Here is a 566-nt window from a genome sequence, read left to right on the forward strand (position 1 = left end):
CCGGCACATCCTCCCCCGCCTGCCAACCCCGTTGCCGTCGGCGGCTACTGGTCGGCGACGACGCCGCGCAACTGGCGGATGTGCAGCCACTCGACCACCGGCATCGCGGCGGTGATGACGCCGGCGAGCCCATAGCCGAGCCAGGACGCGCCGTCGTGTCCGACCGCCATCAGGTAGGTCGCCGCCGCGACCGCGATCAGCGCCGCGCCCATGGTGCCGGTCAGTATCACGGTGCCGCGCAACCACACTCGATCGACCGCCTCGCCCGACCACTCGGCGCCCGATACCGGCGCCGTTTGCACCGTGGCGGCCCGCTCGGGTCCGGTGCGCAGGGCGCCGGTCCCCAGCCGCACCGCAGGTCGTGACGGCCCGCGTGCCGGCGCCGTCATCGCCTGAGCGGCCGGCTCGGACTGCGACATCCGGCGGGCCCGCAACAGGATCGGGATCGCGCCCGCGATGATCAGGGCCGAGACGATGATGACCGCGTACAGCACCCAGGTGGTGTGCGGGCTGCTGGCCGCCTTGTGAAAGCCCCTGCCCAGATCCGCCAGGGCGACGGCGGCCGC

Annotated in this window: 1 protein-coding gene; it reads right to left on the minus strand. The window is 73.9% G+C overall.

What is annotated here, in order from left to right; genetic code table 11:
* Nucleotides 1-44: 44 nt before the first annotated feature.
* The coding region (locus tag A5624_RS17835) for a DUF2561 family protein (protein ID WP_066868727.1) at nucleotides 45-566 on the minus strand (522 nt) is incomplete at its 5' end.

Source organism: Mycobacterium sp. 1482292.6 (assembly GCF_001672995.1).
In the GTDB taxonomy this organism is placed as follows: Bacteria; Actinomycetota; Actinomycetes; order Mycobacteriales; family Mycobacteriaceae; genus Mycobacterium; species Mycobacterium europaeum_A.